Here is a 24,878-nt window from a genome sequence, read left to right on the forward strand (position 1 = left end):
GCGTCATGTTCCACAGCGATCAAGGTAGCCACTATACAAGTCGAAAGTACCGTCAATTACTGTGGCGTTTTAAGATAAAACAGAGTTTATCTCGCCGAGGAAATTGCTGGGATAATGCACCAATGGAGCGTTTCTTTAGAAGCTTGAAGACCGAATGGGTGCCAACAGTGGGTTATCGTAGTTTTGCTGAAGCTCAACAAGAGATCATCCGCTACATTATCGGGTATTACTGTCAACTCAGGCCGCATCAATATAATGGCGGCCTAACTCCCAACGAATCAGAACGATTATATTGGGAAAACTCTAAAACCGTGGCCAATTTTAGTTGACCACTACATGTATACCTTTAGTTATATTGTTAACAGCGTGTGGTGGCGAAGATGATGGTTTTCTGGATCAGGAAAATTCTTCTAACAATGGCAATGATACTTCTGAGATTTTACCACCAATTACTAAAGATTATGAAATTATTGCTTTTAATCAGAGAACTATAAAAGTAAATCTTAATAACTTATTTTCAGATCCTGATACAAAAAAAGAAAATTTAATTGTTAGTATTGGACAAAAATTTAAAATTAAAAGTCCTAGTAAATATGAATTATCGAATCATAATTTAACTTATACCCCTAATGGATTTATTGGTGAGCAGGTTATACCTTACAATGTTTTTGATGGCACATCGTCTACGACAGGCTATATCAAAATAACTAATGAGCCTTCTTCTAGCTCACCAATCACGCCTGATATAATTGAAGTGCATACGCGAGATCTCATTATTTATATGGGGTCGTCTGCAACTCAATCATTTAGTCTTGGAAGTAATGGTACTGTTATTGATTCATTAGTTGGGGGATCGCTAGGTCATATATCTACGAATGGGAATCAATTTACATATACACCCAATAGTAATGCTAATGGTGAAGACATACTTTCATATGTTACGACAGATAGTAACGGGAAGGTTGTATCAGGTACGATTACAATTAACGTTATAACTGAAAATTAAGACAATGATAACTCTGAACCTTTGGTACCAATTACAAAAGACTATTTTGTTTCTATGGTTGCGGGAACAGAGAAAACAATCTCGTTGAATTTAGGTCCATCCAATATTTCAATAGATACAATATATGGTGAGAAATTAGGCACAATTAGTTTTGCTGGTAGTAATTTTACCTATAAATCTATCGCCGGAAAATCAGGTGAAGATATTATATTTTATACAATGACAAATAATGATACGGGCCAGACATTCAAAGGAAAAGTTGTTATCGATCTCTCTCTACCTGCTCCTGTAACAAAAGATATTATTCTTTATGTTGATGCGGGTGAATCAAAAACATTTTCTTTGGGTGATGGTTCATCCATAAATAAGATCCAAGAAATTATAAACGAAAAGTTAGGTACAGTTTCAATTAACGGAAGTGAATTTACCTACAGTCCGTCTGAGAATCAGTACGGACAAGATATTTTATCTTATATTATGGCTGATCCAAATAACCCGAATAAAAAACAAAAAGGCAATATAATCGTTAATGTGGTACCACCTGAAAAGCCAACATTAGCATTTATAGGTATTGACTTAGAGGGCGCGACTTATGAACCCGGTGCCGAACTAACATCTTATACATATTGTGAAAGAAATTGTGAGAGTTACGAATATCAATGGATCATTAATGGAAAAGTTGTCGGGACTGATGAATCTTATACATTACAACCTGAAGATATAAATCACGCAGTTAAACTAGAGGTTGTTGGAGTTGATGAATATGGACAAAAATCTAGTTCTGAGTATTCAATTTATTCTATAGCGACTGTCAATCAGATCCATAGTAATCACTATTCATTCATAGCGGCTAAAAGCCCTTCTTTAGATCCTTATATTCCTTCATCAGACTTTATCGGTTGGGGAGCTGAGACACTTGGCGCTATAGACCATTATATGCCAAGGCCAGGAGCTGGATACAATCTCGTTGCAACGACAATGGCTTATGTTTATGTACCTGAATATGATGCTGATGCCTTTGGGGGATCTCCTGTCAAAGCATGGGGATATAAAAAGTATGGTGGTGATATGGGGAAATATGAACCCAATTTCGGTACTCAAAAGCTTTATTATATTAAAGATTGTGTCGCGTCACATAAGGCATTTGCCTGTGTAACAGGACTGGATTTTTCTGATTATATTACTGACTACGGTGACACGCCATTTGGTAAAGTTTATACATGGTATGACCCTGATTTGGGAGGAAAGTTATACCAAAGTCATTGAAAAAGAAGTCCCTGAAGGTATTGAAGTTATTTTTGCTGCCTCACATGCTTTTGCTGCACTAAAAGGTGGTGATCTTGTATCTTGGGGTGTTTCTGCAAACCCGATAATATTTAAACTTAATGATGTTGTAAAAGTTTTTGATTCAGGAAAGCAGGACTCAATTTGGAAAAGACGTCCTGGTTTTACCGCCGTGACTTCAGCGGGGAAAATCTTCACTTGGAACGGTGGAGAGACGTCACCTCAAGAACTTACTTTTACCTCAGCAACGGGATCTCCATTTAGCGGTGATGATATTGTATCCGTTCATACAACTAACTATGCATATGCTGCAATCATGAATGATGGCTCGGTGCAGGTATGGGGTGAAGCAGATAAGGGTGGAGATATTCGTGGGCTTGAGAGTCATTTAGCTTCTGGTGTTGTTGATATATTTTCCACGTCAAATGCTTTTGCAGCCTTAAAACAAGATGGAACCGTTGTTGTTTGGGGTGATGAAAGCAGAGGTGGTAAAAATAATACAGCTGTAAAATTAACTGATATTAAAGCAATCTCTAGTACAAAAGACGCATTTGCCGCAATTAAAAATGATGGTTCAGTCGTCACTTGGGGAAATACAAACGCAGGTGGAGACTCAAGTACTGTGAGTTCTGAATTAGTTTCAGACGTAAAAGTTATTGTAGGTAATCAGGCAGCCTTTGCCGCAATTAAAAGTGACGGATCTGTCGTGGTGTGGGGAGACAATCATGGTGGAGGTTTAATTGCATCGACTGACGGTGTAACCGAACCTACAGAAGATGCTACTTTAGTATCTCGTTTAAAGTCTGGCGTTATTGGTATTCAAGCAACACTATTTGCTTTTGCTGCACTAAAAAATAAAGGAGAAGTAGTCAGCTGGGGACAAGATTATTTTGGTGGTGATACAAGTACTGTTTCTTCAGAGTTTATGCCAGATCCTAATTCGTTTTCACTTAGAGAAACATCAATTGATGAATCATATTGAAATCAGCCTACATAGTGACAATGCCCATTAATGTCATTGGTTCATCAATAAAAAATTAATATTTTTATTCCTATATATTAAATAATGGTAAGAATTTAATTTTTATTTTAATGAAACGTGAAAAATGAAAACTTAATAATTATTTTTTCAAGTGAATTAACTAAATATAATTAGAGTAAGGGGGTATATAGAAAAATAAAATATTAATTCTGCACTATTGATTGTGTTGTTAATTACATGATTGCAAAGTTATTGAGCATAATATCATATTACAATAATTAATTATTCATTAAGCGTATGTTTGGTTGATTTGTGATAGGCAATTGTTATAATTAAATCATTACAATATGTAAGGAACTTGCCTATTCACTTTAACTAAAGTAATTACTCTAATGTTAATTAAATGCTTTGGTGTTAATTAAATGCTTTGGTGTTAATTAAATGCTTTTGTGTTAAGTATTTATTTATTGAAAATAAATTTAAAGTGAAAAATAAAGTATTTAAAGGTAATACCTTTAAATATGTCTTTGAGCAACGAAAATTAATAAGGATATAATATGAAAATGGATAAAAAGACTACATTAGCTTCTACTATTTTACTATCTACTGTTTTATTTTCAGTATCTGCTCTGGCAAATACAGGTGATGTTGTATTTCAAGGAGAGGTAACGAAAGCAACATGTACTTTTGTAATTCAAGATAGTGACGGTACAACGAATGCTTCTAACGTTGTTAATTTAAAGTCAGCTACTGTTGATGAAGTAAAAGCTGGTAATGCCGAAGAAGTCGTTTTCGATATAGTTTCAGCAAAAAAAGATGATGGTTCTGAATGTTTTACTGCAGCTCATGATGTGACAGTTCTTTGGGTACCAGTTAATGGATTTGATGCTGATAATAATTTGGCTAATTTAGCGCCAGATGCAACAAAAGCACAAAAAGTTGCCGTAAGGTTAATGAAGGGAGACGATGGCACTCAAATTACATCAACTGATTCACGTGTTCATTTTGAGAAGATAGCTCCAGGTACTGATGGTACTCATACACCTACAAGATATCAATTTAAAGCACAGATGGTACAATCCTCTGCTGATGCGAGTACAGCAACAGATGTGACAGCTGGTAACGTAAAATCGCAAGCTAAATTTATTGTCGGTTACCGTTAAAAAATTGAGAAGTACTTTATAAGTGCTTCTCAACTACTTCTTTTAATATTAATCATATTATTAATAATTATGTTATTAATGATTTATATGTGAACATTACAGTAAGCATAATATCACAAGAACTCTATTAATTTATTAGAGAACAATGATTATAAATTGAAATGGATTTAATTCGTGATTGAAATGCGATGGAGATACGCATGCATATAAAAAATATGATTACTATTTTAGCTGTTATAAACTCTTCTTTGTGCTTGGCACAAACTGAGTTTGATACTTCATTTATGCATGGTGGTGAAAATGTAAGATCAGATTTTTTAGACTATACAAGCAGCAATGTACCTGGAAAATATTTGGTTGATTTTTATCTAAATAATAAAAGTTATGGTCGTCATGTTTTAGTTATAAAGGAAGATGATAAAGAATCTATTTGTCTGCCATTAACTTTATTAGAAACGTTAGATCTACCTATTAATTATGAAAAAATGATCGATGCTTTTAATCCAACAGATCATTGCTATAACTTAGAAAAAATACCGAAAGCTTCTGCTATATTTGATTTTTCTACGCAATCTTTATCGCTTCAATTACCACAACTTATTTTATTAGAAGATAATGAATATAGCTGGGACTATGGTGCTAATGGTTTTATTCTAAATTACAATGCAAATGCAAGTCATCACTATTATCGAGAGCATAGTAAAGATACATCTTCAGCATTTGTGAATTTTGATTTACAGATGAACTATGATCGCTGGGTATTTACAACACAGGCGAGTGGTACTAATAAAACAGGCATAAGATCTTCAGAATATCTTGTGTCAACAGCAATAAAATCAATAAAAAGCGCTTTCTCTATTGGTAAAACATATACCCGATCATCTGTACTCAATGATTTTAGTTTTGTCGGCTTAACATTATACTCTGATCGCTCAATGGAACCTCATAATGCGAGAGGTTATGCACCCATTATCGATGGATTTGCTGATTCCAGTTCAACAATTACCATTAAGCAAGGGGAATATATATTACTTTCTCGTGATATCCCTGCAGGTCATTACTCATTTAGTAATATTAATCCTATTGGAAGTAAAGATATTGTTGTGGAGGTAGAAAGTGACACTGGAAAAATTACTAAAACAATATATCCAATGTCAACGTTACCAAACCTGATTGCTGAAGGTGACTACGATTATAATATAGCAACGGGTCGTAAAGGTGATTTTGATAACTATATTAAAAATCCATTTGTATTTGCTTCCTTAGATCGTGGATTTAGGTATGCAACGCTAAATACAGCTGTGGTTTTACATGATAAGTACCAAAGCTTAGGTATAGGAGCAGGAGTTCCTTTAAGTTATTTCGGTGCAATTTCTGTTAATGTCAATGGCTCAAGAAGCCAATATAACAAAACGGATAAAAGTCAAAAAAGAAGTCTAGAAGGGATCAACACAAGTTTACGGTATGTAAAAGATATTACAGAACGTACACACGTTCAATTTGTAGCGTATGAATATCACAGTGCCGGTTATGTTGATTTCAACGGCTTTGATCCTGATTCTTATGATGAGTATGGCAGTGAGTCATTAAGAAATCGATTTGAGACAATTCTGACGCATAGTTTTGATAATTCTTATCTTTCTGCATCCGGTTGGTACAGTAACTATCGAGGTATAATTGCTAGTGAATATGGTGGTAACATCTCATTTTCAACAGCATTTGATAATGGTCTATCTGCAGGTATTAGTGGTTCAATAACATCGTCTGAATCTTTTGGTGAGGATTATTCAACAACTCTGAGTTTAAGTATTCCATTATCTTATAAAGAACGAGATATATTCACCAATTCATCACTGACTTATTCCAAAACATCAGGGACTACCGTTATTGCAAATACGTCATTCAACAGCAGTGATAATATCTCTCACTCTGTAAGTGCAAGTGCTTCGAAATCTGAACGTTCTGCGTCTTTTAGTACAAATGCTAACTTAGATCCAGTTGCTATCGGTTTCAATGCTTCAACGAGTAATAACTCAACGTCTGTTGGCGGATCTATCTCGGGTTCTGTTGCTGCTGCCGAAGGAGTTGGTATTGCTTATTCAAGCCGTCGCTCGAAAACTATAGCAATTGTAAATACAAAAGGGATAGATAAAGCTAAAGTTAATGGTCGTAAAGCTGATAACTTTGGAAATATTATTATTCCGCTTTCAACTTATACACAGAATCGTATTAATTTAAATAGTAAAGATATACCTAATGATATTGAATTAAATAAAACGTCTTATAATATAATACCGACGGATAAGGCAATAATTGTTCGTAAATTTGATTATAAGAAAGTTCAGAGATACTTACTTCGTGTGTTTGATAAGAATGGAAAAGAATTACCATTAGGATCACAGGTAACAACGGACGATAATGTTTATGTTGGTTTTATTGCAACACAAGGGGTGTTAATGGCAACGCTTGATTCACCTTCACATCACCTAAATATCAAGACAAATGATCATATTTGTAAAGTGGATATTTCGAAAATTAAGCCAGATCTTAATGAAGTTAAAGATATATATTGCCAATAGTGTTGAGGTTTTAATGAAAAACTACTTAATATCATTTTGTTTAGTAAGCTGTATGCTACTTTCTAACAGTGTATATGCTGGACTTAAAATGAACAAAACTCGCTATATTTATAATGAAGGACAAGGTGATATAACCCTAAATATTAGTAATGATACTGATGTTAACTATGGTGGCCAAGTATGGATAGATAACCTGCATAAAGTAAATACGAAGAGTGTTAATTTTATTGTGCTTCCTTCAATGTTTAAAATAGTAAAAAATGGTCGACAGATTATAAGGCTAAAAAACATTGGGAATGATATAAGAAAAGATCAAGAGTCACTCTTTTTTATTAATGTTCTTGAGATGCCACCACGCCCAAAAAATGCACCTGATAGCTTTATGCAAGTAGCGCTTCAAACGAGAGTGAAGTTGATATATAGGCCATCATCATTACAAAAAAGTCGTTTGGCTGCAGAAAAAGAAATAAAAATAGAAAGAGTGAATCATAGTTATCAGTTAATTAATCCAACACCTTATTACTTTGCGATTAGTAAAGTAAAAGTTGATGGAAAATTGATTAAGTTTAATCAATCAGTTGATAATAAACTAGGATTGTTTTCTCCAAAAAGTTCAGTGATTCTCTCTGAAGTAAAGATTAAACCTAGCTCAAAAATTACAATTTATGCTCTCGATGATTTTGGTAGTAGTAGAGAATACATTATCAATGGGTAATTACGAAAGGCTAATTTAATGGTATTTATATGAGTGTGAATAAAATTGCTTTTGCGGTATTACTTTTATCATCTAATTACGCAATGGCACATACTGCTGAAGTAACTGTAAATATTAGTGGTAATATTATTAGTCCAGGTTGTACTGTTAATGATAATAATGATGAAACCGTTGATTTTGAAACTGTTGATACTGGACAGGTAATAACGGGTATTATAACAGAAACAGTGCCAGTTGTGATTGATTGTGAGATGCCTGAAATCATTGCTGGAATTAATATCAAATATAACCCTATTGATACATTAGGAAGCTCTAATGGAATACTTTCTACAAATAATGAAGAACTTGGTATTAAACTCTTAGTTGAAGGCAGTAACTTGGCATTTGATCAAAACTACTCTATTGATATCGGTAATGAAAAACAATATATTCATGATGTTACAGCTATACTAATTTATATAGGTGACGGTAGTTATAAAGATTTAAATCCTGGAGAGTTTACAAGCAAGTTAAGAATTACTTTAACTTATTATTAATCGCTTTTTTCGTAGGTTTTTTATGGAATTTAAACATATTTTAAAAATTGGGTTATTTATACTTTTTTACAGTAATAGTGCTCTAGCTGCATTACAATTAAATGCAACAAGATATATTGTAAATGAAGGCGATAAAAGCATCGAAATAAAGATAGAGAATATAGCAGATAAAACATACGCGGCTCAAATTTGGATAGAAAATGAAGATGAAAAAGATAAAAAAGTTAACTTTATCCCTATGCCTAACTTTTTTAAATTTAACAAAGGTGAGACACAAATTGTTCGTATACTAAACACGCAGAAATCGCCATCTATTAAAAATGAATCACTGTACTGGCTTAATTTACAAGAGATACCACCAGTCGATAAGTCTAAAAAAAGTAGAATAACCCTAGCTTTAAAAACAAGAGTAAAACTAATTTATAGACCTAAAACTCTTTTAGATAAAAGGGCTAATGCTGAAAAATTATTAACAATTTTTAAATCGAACGAAAGTATTAAAATTACGAATCCGACACCTTTTTATCTAGCAGTAGTTAGCGTTAAATTGAATGGTAAAGAAGTAAAGTTAAACAATGATATGAAACAGCAGTTAGGTGTTTTTCCACCTAAAAGCTCAGTATTTATTAAAAATAATGATGTAACTTCAATCTCAAAATTTGAATTTGATGCTATAAATGATTACGGTACAGTCAGCCATTTTCAAGGGAAATTAGGATATTAAATACTAATTAAACATTTAAATTATAGAAATATATTAGGTTATCAGAATGATTAAATTTAAAGGAATCATGTTGTTCCTAATTGTTACCAGGAGTTTTAATGTATATGCGAATGATATTGATGTTTTTGTAAATCCAGGTAGAGACGTTGTACTTCCAGTTACTCTTGATGGAATTACTAGTAATAATATAACCGTTAATAGTGAATACTTTTGGGCTCATGAACGAGTCGGCACGGGTTCGGAATACTCAAGGTCAGAAACAAGAGGTAATATAACTCTTAGAATAGATGGTGCCGAATCAGAATTTACTTTAATTCATAATGGTAATGCAGTGGTATGGAATTGTAACTATCGTAGAGGTAGCGGTGGCGCCACTCCAGCCTTGTTCCCAGGATTTGGTTTACAAAATAATTTACATGAAGGTTGGAGGGAATGTGGCCGTATTCAGCGTTTAGGGTTTCATATTAATGATGCTATGGACGGGGATTATGTTGTTAATTATGATACTAGGGTTAATTTTGTACGTATAGAAGTGCCTGACAACGTGACAACTCAACAAGAAACATTTACTATTTCTCATCGACGTCATGTAAATGGTGGTGGCGTTATTAATATCGGTACTGCTGATACGATCACAGTACATATTATACAAAATACCTGTACCTTCGGAGCTAATAACGCTGATATAAATATTGATGATGGCGAATTTACACCAGGCATCGATGGACCTAGAACTCCATTAAATCTTGATTTAACTTGTATTTCTGAAAATAATGAAGTAGGTACTGGCATTGATACTGTATCTTCAAATAATGAAAATACATTGTTAGCAAACTATCGTATTGAAGAAAATTCAACTGCTAATGTTAACGAGCTAGCTGCAAATGTATTCTTATTTAGACCGAATAATGTTCGTATTAATTTAGCTCAAGTATATGATAATATATTTGAATTAAATAACTTGCAATATCAAGTTATACCTAGTCAAATTAATGAATTTAATCCTCATGATAATACAGCAGCTCAGTTCGGTGCGTTTACTCGATCATTTAATGTAATAATTGATTATTATTGATTATTATTGATTATTTTTAAAATAGAATTATTTTAAAAAAGGCTTAAGCTATATTTACATAGCTTAAGCTTTTTCATATGTATTAAATAAATATTCTGTATAGGTTTAAATCCTATTTTTATTCTAGTATAGAGTGTAGTTATTGTGTGTGATTCATTATTCACTAATGAATAAAAGGATTTTTATCTTTTATAGTCTAATGAGAAAAATACACAATGACACCAAAGTAAAAATTTTATTAAATCAACCGTAATGAAAATGATTTTAATGCTAATTTTTTCTTTTATTCCTAATTTTTCCTTTATTATGTAAAAGGTTTACTATAAACTTAGTTTCATTAATTGATGATTTAATGTTCTATATCAAAATATTTAAACTGTATTAATTAATGAAATCTCTCTTCCCTAAATTATATATGGAATTAATAAGTTTTATTTATATAAATAGGGAGGGGGAATTGACTTATTTTTAATAATGACTGCCTATGCATTTATGATTTTTAGAGTAGTAGTGCTCTAGCTGTATTACAATTAAATACAACAAGATATATTGTAAAAGAAGTCGATAAAACGTTGAAATTAAGATAGAGAATGACGATAAAAAAGTTAACTTTATCCCTATGCCATACTTTTCAAATTTAACAAAGGTAAAAAAAAAATTGTTTGGGTACTAAATACACAGAAATCACCATCTATTATAAATGATTCACTGTACAGGCTTAATTTATAGGAGGTACCACTAGTCGATAAGTCTAATAAAAGTAGAATAACACTAGCTTTAAAACAAGAGTAAAACTAAGCATTGATATGAAACATCGGTTCGGTGTTTTTTTCACCTGAAAGCTCAGTGTTTATTAAAGATAATGATGTAACCTCAATCTCGAAATTTGAATTTAATACTATTTATGATTACGGGAAAGTCAGTCATTTTAATTATAGAATATATGTTAGGTGGTCAGAATGCTTAAAATTAAAGTAATCATGCTATTACTAATTATTACCAGTACTTTTAATATATATGCTAATGATATTAATGTTTATGTAAATCCAGGTCGGGACGTTGTACTTCCAGTTACTCTTGACGGATTTGCTCTAAATAATCAGTTGGTTAATGGTCATTATTTTTGGGCGAATGAACGAGTCGGCACTGCTAGTGAATACGCAAGATCACAAACATTAAATAATATAACTCTTAGTATGGTGGGTACTGATTCAACATTTAGATTATTATTTAATGGTAATGGACGAACTTGGAATTGTGATCTTGGCAGTAACGGTCTTCCTGTAGGATTTCCTTCTCCTAATTTATCTGGTATTTCGGAATGGAGATATTGTGGAGGAGGTACTCAGCGTATGGGATTTGGTCTTATAGATCAAACTCAAACTTTGGGTAATGCTTGGCGAGTTAACTTTCGAACAAGAGTAAATCGGGTACGTATAGTTGTACCACCTAATGTTACCTCTCAACAAGTAAGGTTTTCTATTAATCATCGAGTGCAGGCAAATAATGCGTCGTCTCCTTCTAGTTTTGGTACGCCTGATAGAATCATTGTGCATATTATACAAAATACCTGTACCTTTGGAACTAATAACGCTGCTATAGATATTAATGTTGGCGATATTACACCTGGCATCAATGGACCTAGAGTGCCATTAAATACTGATTTAACTTGTATTTCTGAAAATAATGAAGTAGGGACTGCTATTGATACTGTATCTTCAAATGATGAAAATACGTTGTTAGCAAACTATCGTATTGAAGAAAATTCAACTGCTAATGTTAACGAGCAAGCTGCAAATGTATTCTTATTTAGACCGAATAATGTTCGTATTCATTTAGGTCAAGTATATGATAATATATTTGAATTAAATAACTTTGAATATCAAGTTATACCTAGTCCAATTGTTGAATTTAATCCTCATGATAATACAGCTGCTCAGTTCGGTGCGTTTACTCGATCATTTAATGTAATAATTGATTATTATTGATTATTTTTAAAATAGAATTAGTTTAAATAGGCTTAAGCTATATTTACATAGATTAAGCCTTTTATATGTATTAAATAAATGTTTTTTATAGGTTTAAATCCTATTTTTATTCTAGTATAGACTGTAGTTGTTGCGTGTGATTCATTAATGAATAAAAGGATTTTTATCTTTTATAGTCTAATGAAAAAATACACAATGATACCAAACTAAAATTTGATTAAATCAACCGTAATTAAAATGATTTTCATGTTAATTTTTTCTTTTATTCCTAATTTTTCCTTTATTATTTATAAGGTTTACTATAAACTTAGTTTAATTAATTGATGGTTTAATGTTCTATATCAAAATATTTAAACTGTATTAATTAATGAAATCTCTCTTAATTATATTATATCTGGAATTAATAAGTTTTATTTATATAAATAAGGAGGGGCAATTAAATTATTTTCAATAATGACTGCCTATGTATTTATGTATTTATGTATTTATGTATTTATGTATTTATGATTTTATAGTAGTAGTACTCTAGCGGTATTACAATTAAATGCAACAAGATATATTGTAAAAGAAGCCGATAAAACGTTGAAATTAAGATAGAGAATGACGATAAAAAAGTTAACTTTATCCCTATGCCTTACTTTTCAAGTTTAACAAAGTTGATAAACCAATTGTTTGGGTACTAAATACGCAGAAATAACCATCTATTATAAATGAATCACTGTACAGGCTTAATTTACAGGAGGTACCACGAGTCGATAAGTCTAATAAAAGTAGAATAACTCTAGCTTTAAAAATAAGAGTAAAACTAAGCATTGATATGAAACATCAGTTAGGTTTTTTGTCGCCTGAAAGCTCAGTAATATTTAAAAATAATGATGTAACTTCAATCTCGAAATTTGAATTTGATACTATTTATGATTACTTGAAAGTCAGTCATTTACAAGGGAAATTAGGATATTAAACGCTAATTAAACGTTTTAATTATAATATATGTTAGGTTGTCAGAATGCTTAAAATTAAAGGAATCATGCTATTCCTAATTATTACCAGTACTTTTAATGTATATGCTAATGATATTGATGTTTATGTAAATCCAGGTAGAGACGTTGTACTTCCAGTTACTCTTGATGGATTTGCTCTTAATAATCAGTTGATTAATGGTCAATATTTTTGGGCCCATGAACGAGTCGGCACTTCTAGTGAATTCGCACGATCACAAACAATAAATAATATAACTCTAAATATGGTGGGTACTGATTCAACATTTAGATTATTATTTAATGGTAATGGACGAATTTGGAATTGTGATCTTGGCGGTAACGATCTTCCTCAAGGGTTTCCTGCTCCTAATTTATCTGGTATTTCGAGATGGAGATATTGTGGAGGAGAGACTCAGCGTATAGGATTTCATCTTAGAAATAATACTCAAACTTTGGGTAATGCTTGGCGAGTTAACTTTCGAACAAGAGTAAATCGGGTACGTATAGTTGTACCACCTAATGTTACCATTCAACAAGTAAGGTTTTCTATTAATCATCGAGTGCAAAGAAATAATGCTCCTAGAGCTATTAATGTGGGTACTCCTGATAGAATCACTGTGCATATTATACAAAATACCTGTACCTTTGGAGCTAATAACGCTGCTGTAGATATTAATGTTGGCGATATTACACCAGGCATCGATGGACCTAGAACTCCCTTGGATCTTGATTTAACTTGTATTTCTGAAAATAATGAAGTTGGGACTGCTGTTCATGTTGGCTCATCAAATGATGAAAATACAATGTTAGCAACCTATCGTATTGAGGATAACACACCTGCTAACGTTAACGACCGGGCTGCAAATGTATTCTTATTTAGACCGAATAATCTTCGTATTAATTTAGGTCAAGTATATGATAATATATTTGAGTTAAATAACTTAGAATATCAAGTTATACCTAGTCAAATTAATGAATTTGATCCTCATGATAATACTGCTGCTCAGTTTGGTGTGTTTACTCGATCATATAATGTAAGGATTGATTATTTTTAAATGATTGATCTAAATATATATGAATATTAAGTATATTTAATAAGATTCTTTTCTTTTCATTAAAAAGCCAGCAAACGGATGCTGGCTTTTTATTTTAACCAAATGCTAAATATAGACGAGTTTATTTAATGAATATATATTGTTGATGATCTTCCATTGCGTCCTTGCGATGAAGCTGTTCGTACCTTAATGTTGTTTTGATTTGTTATTTCTACAGGAGAGGTATAAGTGCGCCAGTTACGACCATTATCTGTTGAATATTGGATATTAATACCTGGATATTCCGTATTTGCTACTAACTTGTTATTAAGTATTTTTGCGCCAACCATGGGCAAGCGATACTGAATGCTTTCACCGTGGATATTATAATTATCCATCTGTTTTAATTCTTTTTTTCCTAGTCGATTCGCAAATTCTTCCCATGCTATATGTTTTGCTTTGGTGCGTTTTGCTGAGTTATCGATATTTTCCCAACTAGCTTTATGCCATGCCCGTTCTGCTACAGCTATTAGGCGAGGGTAAATCATATATTCTAATTGGTCATCCGTTCGAATTGTCTCACCAAAAACAGCGGCTTCTATACCTAAAATATGTTTTTCTGCTGACGGTTTTAGTGTTGGTAAACTACCTAGAACTCCATTTGAAATATCATTATTGGTTATTTTTTTTCCACTTTGAAACATATCTATATTTTTATAGATATCTGCAGGTGTAAAACTAAATACTTTTTCAGTATTAATAAAGCGCGTGGCCCAAGGGTTACCTCGTTCTTGTGGCGAAGCTTCTTGTGGTTGGTCTAAATATAAATAAGGAGCATTACTTAGTATGACATCATATCCCGCATTAACAAGTCGATTAGCTCTTCCTCCAGATTGCCACTCCCATATACTATTCCATACTTGTGCAACAAGATTTCCTTTGATACGTATTGTATGGTTTTTATGGTCAAAGGCATCACCATAAGCATGTAATTCAAGTTTGTTCTGGCTTGATATTTGATTAACTTTATTAAAAAAATACTCACCAAGTTCTTCTGTTGAATTGATGTTTTTATTATTTGCTATAAGCTTCTTACAGGCTGGTGAATTAATCCATGCTCCGGCTATTTCATCTCCGCCTAAATGAATAACTTTAAGTGGCTGAATAGTTGAATGAATCTTTTGTATTTGCGTTAGTAAATTATCAACAAAATTATAAGTGGAATCCATACAGACATTAATTGCGTTGTTTGAATAGAGTTGAACTGATTTATATTGAGTTGTATCTAATGGGTCATATAGACGGAATTGTTCAGCTTCTTTTACTTTTCCTTGGGATTTTAATTTTCTGTATCGGGACTCCATTGCAAGAATAGCTGCACGTGCATGACCCGGCATATCAAATTCAGGTATAACTGTAATGTTACGATCGTTAGCGTATTTTAAAATGATTTTATAATCCTCAACACTATAATATTGAGTTTTCTTGTTTGGGCCAGCACCTAAAACAGGCATCAAACAAGCTGTTTCTGATTCATCATGGCATTGTGTAGCACCAAACTCTGTGAGTTCTGGAATGCCCGGTATCTCAAGTCTCCAGCTTTCATCGTCAGAAAGGTGCAAATGAAGAGTATTCATTTTGTAGGCTGCCATTTGATCAAGAAGCCGTAAAATAGTTTCCTTTTTATAAAAATTACGGGCTACGTCTAAAAGAAATCCGCGGTATGGCTTTCTTGGCTCATCATTAATTATAACGTTAGGTATATTACTTCCATGTTGTTGAATTAAAATAAGTAAACTTATTTGGGCATAAAACAAGCCAGCATCGTTACCTAATAAGTCTATGTGGTTTTTGCTAATATTGAGTGTATAAGCTTCGTTGCCAATATCATGATCAATCAAACGAATGATTTTAGTATCAGGTGCTGTGGATGCAGCTGTTAACTTTGGTGTGTTATTTTTTAGCTCATGAAGCAAAGCCTTATGTAATGCTATTGCTTTTGGCTTATTTTTCTCTGTATATAAAATTGACCAGCTGTTATTTATTGTTGCTTGTCCTTGTGTGGCAGTAATTAACTTAGGTGTAGGTGTAATTGCAAAGTTATTTAATTGTTGCTTCGTGGTTGATTTATATTGCTCAAATCGGCTATAAGGTGTGGCGATAGTAACAATATCTTGAGGTGAGCGCTTTAATTGATGACTAGATTTAAAAGCTTTAACAAATACGGGATCGTCAAACTTCGTACTATCGATAACAACTGGATGAGTGTTTTTTGAGGCAACATACCAATTAGGTAAAACAGCAGAGTCTGAAACTATAAAATAATTGACATTGAATGTGATAACACGTGATTCTCCTGGGTGAATAGGAGAGCTATTTGGTATTGGTGTCAGTGTTTTTATATCTCCTAATTTTTGCTCTATAGAAAAGCCATTAGTAATGTTATTTTTAATATCTCTTCTCAAACCAAAATAGATTGACCAATCACTTATAGGTATTGTGGAGTCACCAATATTTTTTAATGTTATATCAACCACTTTTTCTTTCTTATTCGTTTTTATGTCAAAGTTTTTTCTTACGCTTAAGCTAATTGACAAATTATGAGCAATATAATTTATTATAGACTGAGAGCTTGTTGGAAGAGGAATATTAAAATTTTCACTAATAGGTTGCGTTGGATTAACAGCATAGGTGTTTATAGAAAATACACTGAGGATAGAAAATAATACAGGTTTTATTTTCATTTAAATATCTCACTTTTTATTTAATTTTTAACGCTAGATGTAAATTAATAATATGTTAATTCAATGTTAAATGATCGATTGAAGTAACCAAACTGAGCAGATGATGGATCATGTGTATTAAAGTCACTGATTGGACTTGCTACAACCTCATAATTTAAATTCCTTAATTCACTGATGTCGTTGTAACTTTTATTAAGAATAAGAGGGGATTCATCTGGTCTAAAAAATTTGACATTTACAGCTTTTTTATTGGTATTACCTGACGGATTTTCAATTATTTTATATTTTGCTGTCATCACATTAGGCCCACTACTTGACGTAACTGTACTCGCATTATTTCCATCTTTAGGAGAACATTTGTACGTAATTGGTAAACTTTTAAATACTCGTTTACCGGGTGCGATATCACCAATGTTTACATCGATATCTTGATTATTACTCGTGAAACTGCATGTGTTTTGTATAACATGGACAACAATTGCCTTTTTTTTGTACTATAGGATTTCCACCTATCTGAGTTTTCTGATAAACAGGAAATGTAACCGTTGTAACCTTGGTATCTTCTGGTACATCAATTTTTACTTCAGTTATAGCTGTCGAATAGCCTACTTTCCAATTTTTAACTGCTCTTGTTAAGTGAAAACCGACTCGATGTTCATTTTTACAACGTCTCTGTTTGCCATTACCTTTTATTAGATTATTTAAACCTACACCGGGAAATCCTGTTCTAAAACGATTACCTTTTGTAAAATCACAGTTCCATTTTTTCCTTTGATTAGTAAGATGACCTATTAGATTAAGCCGAGCTTGAGACTTTGTAATTTCAATTGAAATACCTTCTTTTTCATCACTGTCTGACCATATCTCGTTGCCTAATACGCTTGCAACCCATAAATGCGTACCTTTCCAATTAACGCCTTGTTGCTGATAAGGAGTTAAGTTCACTTTTACATTAATACTACTCCCAGGATGAACATAAATATTTTCTGTGTTACCGGCATAAACATTAGATGCAATAAACTGTATTAAAAATATTATAACTAATTTTTGATTTATCATTTCTGTAGTTCCATACATTCGATAAGATAACGCGTCAATACTGGGCAATTATTTTATTGAAAATAATAGTTACACCACTTTATTTTTTACGAGTCATTTTATTTTAAACATTTATTGTGTTTGTAATTAACATTATTCGTAAGTAGATTGATAAACAAACGATTTTTAGTAATCACACCATGACAAAACGTAATACTAAAAAGTAATATTTATTTTATTTAGCTAATTATATTTGATGGTAATTAAGGTCATGAATTTGAAAATTGGATTTATTAATATTTAAATGTGAGTAATACTTCCATCTTATTATTGATGACTACCATTAAAATATTAAAAGTTGGTTTTATTATGATAATTTTTTAGGAGTGGTAAACTGTTTTAAAGCCAGCAAATAAATGCTGGCCTGAATTTTCATTAATTTAACAGAAATCTAAAGTCATCAGTAATCGTGTTTCGTTTGGTAATGTTGCGGGGGAACGATGAACAACACCAAGATTTTCATTTCCAGCCCAAGCCTCACCTTTGAATAGTGCCACATCACCCGTTGATAATTGCTCTATATCAGAATGTTGTTTATATAATCCCGATGTTTCATCTGGTAACCCGTTATTGCCATGTCCTAGTTTTGTGCGATCCACTTTATGGTTTGGCAACCATTGTGATGCTTCGCCATGAAAGGTCGTTACCAATCGGCAAGGAATACGATCGACATGAAAACGTGGGCACATAGCGTTATTTAATGCTGTTAATCTCAAACCGACTTCTTTTAGATCGAATAAACAGCAAAACATATCAACCAGTTGCGCAATGTTTTCAACTAGCGCTTTAGGCAGTTTTCGTTGTGTGGCCAGATCAAGTTCTTCCCGTACGGTTTCAGGAGAAAGGGATATCGACTTTCTAAATGTTGGATTATCGCTAAGGAATGTTTCAATTTCATGCGTGAGTTCAGAGCTGAGATTGCGCTGCCAAACCGCGATATTAATGTTGTTTCGATAGATATTGGTGAATACGGTAGGTTGGGGAGCGATACTTAAGCTGACTGTATTCTCAGTACTGTTTAAGTGACGGTCGATTGCGGCTACATTCATGGCTGAAGATTCTCACATTGATAGTGTTAACTTGAAGATTACTTTGATCCGTTAAAGTTAACGGTAGGTTTTAAGTAATACATTACCGTATATTGTAATGTTATAACATAACAAGTAAAGGTGGGAGTTTAATATTAGTTATTTGAGTATGATTTGGATATCGAAGTGGTTATAAGTGTAGATATAGAAAAGCCAGCAACGATTGTGCTGGCTTTGAGATTATTGAATACCAGTTTACTTACAGCTTAAACCGACTGATTTCTTGTTGTAGCTCATGAGATAAATTTGATAGTTCAGCTGCCTGTTTGGCGGCTTCATCAGCTTCTACAGCAAGTTCATTAGAAACATCACGAATTCCCTCCGTATTACGGGTGATCTCTGATGTCACGGAAGATTGCTCTTCAGCGGCTGAAGCAATTTGTGTCGCCATATCATTGATAGTGTTTACGGCAGTGGTTATTTGTGACAGGCTTACTGCTGCTGCATTGGCATCATCAACACTGGTTTCAGAGAGATGTCGGCTATCATCCATGATATTAACGGCTTGACCTGTGGTTTTTTGTAGGGTTTCTATCATTTGTTGAATTTCTTGAGTTGATGCATGAGTCCGTTGGCTAAGTACACGTACCTCATCTGCAACAACAGCAAATCCTCGGCCTTGCTCACCAGCTCGGGCGGCTTCAATCGCGGCATTTAATGCCAATAAGTTGGTTTGTTCAGCAATCCCTTGAATTGTAGATAGGATTGTTGTGATGCTTTGAGCATGGTGATTTAGTTCACTGATCACAGATGTAGCAGTATCCACTTCTTGCGCTAATGTGCTGATGGATTGTTGGCTTTGGTTAACCTGTGTTGCACCGTGATTAGAAGCGATTACCGTTTGCTCTGATGTTCTTGCGGTATTTTCCGCATTGGCGGCAATCTCTTGTGTCGCTGCTGCCATTTCATTGATCGCTGTTGCTACCATATTAATTTCATCTTGCTGATGCTGAATACGGGTGCTGCGTTCTTCTGCCTGTGAAGCGGTTATATGAGATTGTTGATTAAGTGATTCTGAAACATGACATAATCGAGTCACCATTTGGTGCATGTTACCAACAAACTGGTTGAAGTTTTGTGCAAGTTTACCTACTTCATCTTGGCTTCTTGGTTCTAAACGTTGCGTTAAATCACCTTCACCATTTGCAATTTCAGCCAGTGCTTTTGATACACGGTCAAGATCGCGAAGAAGGTAGTTTACTAGCCATGCTACCGCGATAACCACGATTAAGGTGATCACAATAGCGGTGATGATTAATTTAGTTAGTAGTGAATAATAGCTGGCTTCTTCAGTGGATTTATCCATTTCAAGACCAAAGACCCAATCACTATTTGGGATATTAGCAAAGTAGAATAGCTTATCTTTCCCTTTGATTGATAACTGCTCTAAGCTGTTTGTATTGGCACTCTGTTCGATGCTACCCATGTTTAACTGATTGCTATAGTTCGCAATGGGTTTTAATAACAGTGAGTTATCAGGGTGAGCAAGGAATGTTCCATTCTTTTTGTCAATCAACATAGCATGAGTATTGTTGCCGATGTTCAAACTGATCACATCGTTAATGAGTTGATCAATCAGCACATCTGCACCGATAACACCAGCTAGTACGCCTTTATTACGAATAGGTTCGGCTATCGTCACTAATAGGGCATTAGTAATGGCATCTTGATAAGCCGTGGTGATCACTTGTTTGTTATTATTTACCGCATCGCCGTACCAAGGACGTGTACGAGGATCATAACCTGCACGGTTACGCTCTGGGTGTGAACGAAGCATTTGTCCAGAAACGGTACCGAAGTAGATATCGTCAAATCCGCCTGCATTACGTGCTTGTTGTAGGAAAGGTACTAGATCATCTTGTAGATAGGGCTCATTAACTGAGGAGGTAATACTACGGCGCATATTAACCCAATCTTCAATACCGCTGGTGGCTGTGGTTGCCACGCTTTGTACGCGATCTAAGATATTTGCGTTAGTTTGTTGTTGTAAATTACTGGCAGCAAGCCAAGTTAATACTGCTGCCATAAGGACAACAGCAGACAAGCTCGCGCTGATCAGCTTTTGTTTTAGTGATAGTTGCATTGTTGTCTCAGAAAAATGTGGTGTTAGAAAGTGCTGCGAGTGTAAATAGTGTTTTATATATATGCACGTAAATAAAAGCAAAAATTAGAGGTATCGCCATAAAGAATTTAAAATGATGAATTAATGGCTATTCAGCGCCGATATAGTGGCGCTTTATTTTATATTTCCTTTAATTATTCCACTTTATATAATATGGGTATTATTTTTTTGGTGGGTTTATAGGAAGGCTATCAATAAAAACAGAGATAACTTGCAATAATGTTAGAAGTTGCTCTTATAGCGATAAGATCAATTAATCAATTGAACAGCTATTACAGCGTGATTTTCCGGTTAATAAATAGGAAATACGATAACGGTTTCTGGCAAAAAATAAATACGCTTTATCCGCAACGGTACGTATAACAGGAAGCCTTAGTATTTTTAACCACCTCTTTTTACCAACAAGGTTCCATGCTTTATAAGTGACATCAAGACCAAGTAGAAGTTGTTGTTCAGCACCTGTTTTAGAAGAGAGTAAACCGTGTAAAACAGCGCTGGCTTCTTCCTTTGAGATATCAGGAAAGCGTTGGTTAAAGTCAGGCACAAGAATATCTTCAAATTGTAGTTTTTGATGTTCATTAAGTTGTCGAAGTTGCTTCATTTCAGCGACGCAAAGTGGGCAGCTTCCATCATAAAAGATGATCATCTTTTCCATTTTCTTTCTCCCTGTTTTACGTGATTGCAAACACAACCGCATGTAATCCGCAAACACAAGTGGTTAGACGATTACGTAATTGTTGATAATACTCATCTTGATGAGTTGAGTTAAATTTTATCTCGGCGATACGAATACAAATGAACCCCAGCATTAATGCAACAATAGCCCAAGTGTAATTATTCGATGAGTGTAATAAAGAAAACCAAGCGAGTAGCGCAAAAAGGTTACTTAGAAGTAAAGCATATCGACTGGTTGAACTTTCCTTATGATTCAGAATGTTTCCCCACATAACGCCAGAAAGAAAACTAAGAATAATTGCACTATAACTGACGAAAATTAGCATAGCTGAAGTGTTAAAAATACTTATCTCAAGGCTGATAGCAAATGCACTTAGGGCAAAAGGAATAAGACCTAAATAGCCAAGTGTATGGGTTGGTAATCGAGTGATTGTGTTCATATTACCTTGTCGTTATTGATTGATTAACCTAATACGATTAAAAATAGGAATCTGATCAATGGGGGTTACAAATTGATGGAAAGCGGGGATAATATCGCGCTCGCTGTAGGTATATGATTGGTATATACCCTTGTGTAGCGATGCTGGTGTCACTTTCAACTTCTAGGATATTAACTATGCGCGCTTTCGTATTAAGAGCCCGTTCTGCACCCACCGACAGTAAAATGCTATTAGCATCTGTGGGTCAAGATGCCCACACCGAAATTTTGGCTCATGTTTTAATGAATGCTATTTTTGTGGCGCAGTCTCACCGTGAAGATATTATGGTGCATTTAGTGCTTGAAAGTACGCAAGACTTTTCTCGTACCATTAGCTTTAATTCAAATGATATTACTAATTTAACCGGCTTTCATGAGCAAGCATGGTTAGATAAGATCACGCATGCGCTGGACAAATCATTAGGCATGGGGAAAGAGCAATGCCGTAATGTAGAATCAGGGATTACGGTTCGTACGATCAGTTTTGAAAAGCTGGTGGTTGAACTTGCTGAAGACTACCAATTATACATATTAGATAAGAAAGGGGATTTTGTTCGCGATATTGAACTTGCTGCGAACCCTTGCTTTTTATTAACGGATCATATGCCAATGCCTAAAAAAAGTTATAACAGCTTAAAACGTTTAGGCGCACAGAAAATTAGTTTAGGTCCTAAGATGTTATTTGCCTCTCAATGCATCGTATTAATTCATAATGAGTTAGATTTAACGTTATAAAGAGATGCAAAGGTCTATTTTATTAAAGCCGTAACAGCTATTGTTACGGCTTTTTTGTTGCACCAATGTTGTGATTTTCATCACATATTTTTTTGATGAAGTTATTAGTGTGGTGATGTGTTTTAATCGTAACCTAATGAAATTTATATGCTTTTCAGAAGTGTTGCTTTGTTGGCTATAAAAATGGAATGATGTTTGTTTAATGCTTGTAAATGGAATGAACCATTCCTAGTGAAGCAATGGTTAAATGCTTAAAACGATGAAAAGTTAGATACTAAATATGGGTTAATAATATGCTTGAGCTTAGAGAAGTTCAGTGTATTTTCATTCCTAAATACCGTAGGTATAAACACACCCATAAGAATGACAACCGTTAGCTAAACGGGCCTTTTTACAGGAATCAATATGCAATTATCCTCTCAGCCTAAAGGGCTTTTTCACCTCATCGCGATACAAATGTGGGAATTTTTTAGCTACTACGGCATGCGTTCGCTATTAATTCTATTTTTAACCCAAAAACTCTTAATGTCAGATGAACATGCTTATGCACTATACGGTGCATATACATCTTTAGTTTATGTGACACCCATTTTAGGGGGTTATTTAGCAGACCGATATTTGGGAAATTATTGGGCTGTTGTTATTGGCGGCTTATTGATGGTTGCTGGCCACGTTGTATTGAGTCTTCCGAGTAACGATCATACGACCTTGTATTCAGCGTTAGCATTAATTATTTGTGGTTATGGCTTTTTTAAAACTAACTCAAGCTGTTTATTGGGTGAGTTATATAAAGGTCATGAAAGCGCACGTGAATCAGGTTTTTCGATATCCTATATAGGCGGTAATATTGGTTCTGCACTTGCACCTATTTTCTGTGGGTATGCTGCAAGCCGTTGGGGATGGCATGTGGGCTTTGCTCTTGCAGGTATTGGTATGTTTATTGGCTTAATCATTTTTAGTACGGGTCGTAAAAACTTTGCTCATGTACAAAAAGTCAATAAAGCAGCGTTAACACAAAAAACAGCAGGTATTAGTCACTGGTTCTTAATCACTGTCGGTGTTGTTGCTGCTGCGGTAGGTCTTGTGTTTGTACTTAAAGATTTATTAGCAGGTTATATTCTTGCCGTGATCCTTGCATTTTCGGCACTACAAATGTTGCGTTTATACCGTAAGAGTGATGCTGAAGACCGTAAGAAGCTTCACTCAATTATGTACTTTATGATTTTTGGTATGGTGTTCTGGGCATTTGATCAGCAAGGTGGCAGTTCAATTAGCTTATTCATCGAGCGTAATATTGATACGGATATTTTTGGTTATCATATTCCAACAGCTTTCTTCCAATCTGTTAACCCTATAGCTGTTATTGTGGGTGGTGCTGCGGTGACATGGTTATGGAAAGTATTATCGTCACGTCAGGTCTCTGTACGCACATTAACGAAATTAAACATGGGTCTGTTTCTATTAACTGCGGGCTTTAGTTTGATTACGTTGTCTTCTAAGCTAGCAATGACAACAGGTCATACAACATTCCTATGGCTATTTATTGGCTTGTTTTTCATTGGTATTGCTGAGCTATTTATTGACCCTGTAGCGTTAGCTGCAATTACGCGCATGAATCCGCAAGGTGCAACAGGAACAGTTGCGGGTATTTACATGTTAATGGGTGGTTCGGTAGCAAACTATTTAGCAGCAAACATTGCTGAGTTAACGTCAACCAATACACCACAAGGTGATGCAATAGATTTAATTACTTCTGCTGCGCAATATCACCATGTATTCCAGTCAATTTTAATTGTGACGGTTGTGGTGCTGGTGATGGGATTATTGGTGAATTTTAAAAACCGTAATCAGCCAGAATTTGATTAACGACTA

The 24,878-nt window shown here is 34.0% G+C and carries 22 protein-coding genes; 15 read left to right on the forward strand and 7 right to left on the reverse strand.

All coding sequences use genetic code 11. The annotated features are described in order from the left end of the window. The 13 genes from SKA34_RS07325 to SKA34_RS07380 form a co-directional block, all read left to right on the forward strand. Positions 1 to 329: IS3 family transposase (locus SKA34_RS07325; RefSeq protein ID WP_006644870.1), on the forward strand; the 329-nt coding region annotated here is incomplete at its 5' end. Further along, complete coding sequence (locus SKA34_RS07330; RefSeq protein ID WP_006644871.1) at positions 326 to 1,006, forward strand: Ig-like domain-containing protein; 681 nt, start codon at positions 326 to 328, stop codon at positions 1,004 to 1,006. The genes SKA34_RS07325 and SKA34_RS07330, both read left to right, overlap by 4 nt. Before the next feature lie 21 nt (positions 1,007 to 1,027). Then, a complete protein-coding gene (locus tag SKA34_RS07335) occupies positions 1,028 to 2,272 on the forward strand; it encodes an Ig-like domain-containing protein (RefSeq protein WP_157044458.1) in 1,245 nt (414 codons plus the stop codon). Further along, entirely contained in the window at positions 2,232 to 3,272 is a 1,041-nt protein-coding gene (locus SKA34_RS07340) for a hypothetical protein (RefSeq protein WP_006644873.1), read from the forward strand. Before SKA34_RS07335 ends, SKA34_RS07340 begins: the two co-directional genes overlap by 41 nt. Positions 3,273 to 3,829: 557 nt before the next feature. Beyond that, complete coding sequence (locus tag SKA34_RS07345; protein ID WP_006644874.1) at positions 3,830 to 4,435, forward strand: fimbrial protein; 606 nt, start codon at positions 3,830 to 3,832, stop codon at positions 4,433 to 4,435. A gap of 200 nt (positions 4,436 to 4,635) precedes the next feature. Further along, a complete protein-coding gene (locus SKA34_RS07350) occupies positions 4,636 to 7,014 on the forward strand; it encodes a fimbria/pilus outer membrane usher protein (protein ID WP_006644875.1) in 2,379 nt (792 codons plus the stop codon). Positions 7,015 to 7,102: 88 nt separating this feature from the next. After that, complete coding sequence (locus tag SKA34_RS07355) at positions 7,103 to 7,729, forward strand: fimbria/pilus periplasmic chaperone (protein WP_198138472.1); 627 nt, start codon at positions 7,103 to 7,105, stop codon at positions 7,727 to 7,729. Between the two features lie 29 nt (positions 7,730 to 7,758). After that, positions 7,759 to 8,265 carry a fimbrial protein gene (locus SKA34_RS07360; RefSeq protein WP_006644877.1) on the forward strand — a complete coding sequence of 169 codons (507 nt, stop codon included), beginning with the start codon at positions 7,759 to 7,761 and terminating at the stop codon, positions 8,263 to 8,265. Positions 8,266 to 8,287: 22 nt separating this feature from the next. Continuing rightward, positions 8,288 to 8,989: a fimbria/pilus periplasmic chaperone gene (locus tag SKA34_RS07365; RefSeq protein WP_006644878.1), complete on the forward strand. Its 702-nt coding sequence runs from the start codon at positions 8,288 to 8,290 to the stop codon at positions 8,987 to 8,989. Between the two features lie 46 nt (positions 8,990 to 9,035). Continuing rightward, complete coding sequence (locus tag SKA34_RS07370) at positions 9,036 to 10,064, forward strand: hypothetical protein (RefSeq protein ID WP_006644879.1); 1,029 nt, start codon at positions 9,036 to 9,038, stop codon at positions 10,062 to 10,064. Positions 10,065 to 11,023: 959 nt separating this feature from the next. Next, a complete protein-coding gene (locus tag SKA34_RS07375; RefSeq protein WP_006644880.1) occupies positions 11,024 to 12,052 on the forward strand; it encodes a hypothetical protein in 1,029 nt (342 codons plus the stop codon). Positions 12,053 to 12,770: 718 nt separating this feature from the next. Beyond that, the gene (locus SKA34_RS23900) at positions 12,771 to 13,013 is read left to right on the forward strand and encodes a hypothetical protein (protein ID WP_369750673.1); all 243 of its coding nucleotides are present in this window, start codon (positions 12,771 to 12,773) and stop codon (positions 13,011 to 13,013) included. 45 nt (positions 13,014 to 13,058) lie between these two features. Beyond that, entirely contained in the window at positions 13,059 to 14,087 is a 1,029-nt protein-coding gene (locus SKA34_RS07380) for a hypothetical protein (protein ID WP_006644881.1), read from the forward strand. Positions 14,088 to 14,212: 125 nt separating this feature from the next. Here SKA34_RS07380 and SKA34_RS07385 read toward each other — a convergent pair whose 3' ends face one another. The 7 genes from SKA34_RS07385 to SKA34_RS07415 all read right to left on the reverse strand — a co-directional run bounded on the left by SKA34_RS07385 (position 14,213) and on the right by SKA34_RS07415 (position 22,233). Next, positions 14,213 to 16,810 (reverse strand): family 20 glycosylhydrolase, encoded by a 2,598-nt coding sequence (locus tag SKA34_RS07385; protein WP_006644882.1) that lies wholly within the window; start codon positions 16,808 to 16,810, stop codon positions 14,213 to 14,215. Positions 16,811 to 16,854: 44 nt separating this feature from the next. Then, positions 16,855 to 17,109, reverse strand: coding sequence for a hypothetical protein (locus SKA34_RS07390; RefSeq protein ID WP_157044459.1), 255 nt, complete (start codon positions 17,107 to 17,109; stop codon positions 16,855 to 16,857). Between the two features lie 136 nt (positions 17,110 to 17,245). Next, positions 17,246 to 17,869: a hypothetical protein gene (locus SKA34_RS07395; protein WP_006644884.1), complete on the reverse strand. Its 624-nt coding sequence runs from the start codon at positions 17,867 to 17,869 to the stop codon at positions 17,246 to 17,248. A 419-nt stretch (positions 17,870 to 18,288) separates the two neighbouring features. Beyond that, the gene (locus SKA34_RS07400; protein ID WP_006644885.1) at positions 18,289 to 18,957 is read right to left on the reverse strand and encodes a DUF1826 domain-containing protein; all 669 of its coding nucleotides are present in this window, start codon (positions 18,955 to 18,957) and stop codon (positions 18,289 to 18,291) included. A gap of 238 nt (positions 18,958 to 19,195) precedes the next feature. After that, on the reverse strand, positions 19,196 to 21,079 hold the full coding sequence (locus SKA34_RS07405; protein WP_006644886.1) for a methyl-accepting chemotaxis protein: 1,884 nt from the start codon (positions 21,077 to 21,079) through the stop codon (positions 19,196 to 19,198). Between the two features lie 292 nt (positions 21,080 to 21,371). Continuing rightward, positions 21,372 to 21,773: a thiol-disulfide oxidoreductase DCC family protein gene (locus tag SKA34_RS07410; protein ID WP_006644887.1), complete on the reverse strand. Its 402-nt coding sequence runs from the start codon at positions 21,771 to 21,773 to the stop codon at positions 21,372 to 21,374. 16 nt (positions 21,774 to 21,789) lie between these two features. Then, positions 21,790 to 22,233 carry a DUF3429 domain-containing protein gene (locus SKA34_RS07415; RefSeq protein ID WP_006644888.1) on the reverse strand — a complete coding sequence of 148 codons (444 nt, stop codon included), beginning with the start codon at positions 22,231 to 22,233 and terminating at the stop codon, positions 21,790 to 21,792. 176 nt (positions 22,234 to 22,409) lie between these two features. Between SKA34_RS07415 and trmY the strand changes: the two genes are divergently transcribed. Then, the gene (gene trmY / locus SKA34_RS07420; protein WP_006644889.1) at positions 22,410 to 23,006 is read left to right on the forward strand and encodes a tRNA (pseudouridine(54)-N(1))-methyltransferase TrmY; all 597 of its coding nucleotides are present in this window, start codon (positions 22,410 to 22,412) and stop codon (positions 23,004 to 23,006) included. 405 nt (positions 23,007 to 23,411) lie between these two features. After that, positions 23,412 to 24,872: a peptide MFS transporter gene (locus SKA34_RS07425; protein ID WP_006644890.1), complete on the forward strand. Its 1,461-nt coding sequence runs from the start codon at positions 23,412 to 23,414 to the stop codon at positions 24,870 to 24,872. Positions 24,873 to 24,878: the final 6 nt, after the last annotated feature.

It is taken from the genome of Photobacterium sp. SKA34, from assembly GCF_000153325.1.
Classification (GTDB): domain Bacteria; phylum Pseudomonadota; class Gammaproteobacteria; order Enterobacterales; family Vibrionaceae; genus Photobacterium.

Coding starts and splice junctions, on each gene's coding strand:
- SKA34_RS07380 (WP_006644881.1), top strand. CDS start 13,059: ATGCTTAAAATTAAAGGAATCATGCTATTCCTAATTATTACCAGTACT.
- SKA34_RS07405 (WP_006644886.1), bottom strand. CDS start 21,079: ATGCAACTATCACTAAAACAAAAGCTGATCAGCGCGAGCTTGTCTGCT.
- SKA34_RS07395 (WP_006644884.1), bottom strand. CDS start 17,869: ATGATAAATCAAAAATTAGTTATAATATTTTTAATACAGTTTATTGCA.
- SKA34_RS07355 (WP_198138472.1), top strand. CDS start 7,103: ATGAACAAAACTCGCTATATTTATAATGAAGGACAAGGTGATATAACC.
- SKA34_RS07360 (WP_006644877.1), top strand. CDS start 7,759: ATGAGTGTGAATAAAATTGCTTTTGCGGTATTACTTTTATCATCTAAT.
- SKA34_RS07425 (WP_006644890.1), top strand. CDS start 23,412: ATGCAATTATCCTCTCAGCCTAAAGGGCTTTTTCACCTCATCGCGATA.
- SKA34_RS07385 (WP_006644882.1), bottom strand. CDS start 16,810: ATGAAAATAAAACCTGTATTATTTTCTATCCTCAGTGTATTTTCTATA.
- trmY (WP_006644889.1), top strand. CDS start 22,410: ATGCGCGCTTTCGTATTAAGAGCCCGTTCTGCACCCACCGACAGTAAA.
- SKA34_RS07350 (WP_006644875.1), top strand. CDS start 4,636: ATGCATATAAAAAATATGATTACTATTTTAGCTGTTATAAACTCTTCT.
- SKA34_RS07415 (WP_006644888.1), bottom strand. CDS start 22,233: ATGAACACAATCACTCGATTACCAACCCATACACTTGGCTATTTAGGT.
- SKA34_RS07410 (WP_006644887.1), bottom strand. CDS start 21,773: ATGGAAAAGATGATCATCTTTTATGATGGAAGCTGCCCACTTTGCGTC.
- SKA34_RS07370 (WP_006644879.1), top strand. CDS start 9,036: ATGATTAAATTTAAAGGAATCATGTTGTTCCTAATTGTTACCAGGAGT.
- SKA34_RS07340 (WP_006644873.1), top strand. CDS start 2,232: ATGACCCTGATTTGGGAGGAAAGTTATACCAAAGTCATTGAAAAAGAA.
- SKA34_RS07365 (WP_006644878.1), top strand. CDS start 8,288: ATGGAATTTAAACATATTTTAAAAATTGGGTTATTTATACTTTTTTAC.
- SKA34_RS07375 (WP_006644880.1), top strand. CDS start 11,024: ATGCTTAAAATTAAAGTAATCATGCTATTACTAATTATTACCAGTACT.
- SKA34_RS07345 (WP_006644874.1), top strand. CDS start 3,830: ATGAAAATGGATAAAAAGACTACATTAGCTTCTACTATTTTACTATCT.
- SKA34_RS07400 (WP_006644885.1), bottom strand. CDS start 18,957: ATGAATGTAGCCGCAATCGACCGTCACTTAAACAGTACTGAGAATACA.